Below are 373 nucleotides of genomic sequence, written 5' to 3' on the forward strand. Positions count from 1 at the left end.
GAAACCCGGTATCTGGGCAATAGCAATGTGGATGCCTATACCGCTGCGACCTATACCTATAACGGCCTGGGTCAGCGCCTGACCTCAACTGACGGGCAAAACAACACAACAACTTACACCTATGACAAGCGCGGCAATGTCCTCACCATGGTCGATGGTGAAGGCAACACGACCCACTATGACTATGACCGCCTGGGCAATCTGATCAAGACCACCTCGCCGACCGGCGCGGTGACGCTCAATTACCATGACGACGCTGGCCGTATCGTTCTCACAATCGACGCGTTGGGCTATGCCACATCCACCGAATACACCGCTTTTGGCGAAGTCAGGAGTGTCACGCGCCATGTTACGGCCGTCGGCGACCCCTCAA

The 373-nt window shown here is 56.3% G+C and carries 1 protein-coding gene; it reads left to right on the forward strand.

What is annotated here, in order from left to right; translation table 11 throughout:
* Positions 1 to 373, forward strand: a 373-nt coding sequence (locus RMQ97_RS15545; protein WP_413661812.1) for a hypothetical protein, incomplete at both ends; no start/stop codon positions are given.

Origin of the sequence: Maricaulis sp. D1M11, assembly GCF_047308265.1 — a bacterium.
GTDB lineage: Bacteria > Pseudomonadota > Alphaproteobacteria > Caulobacterales > Maricaulaceae > Maricaulis.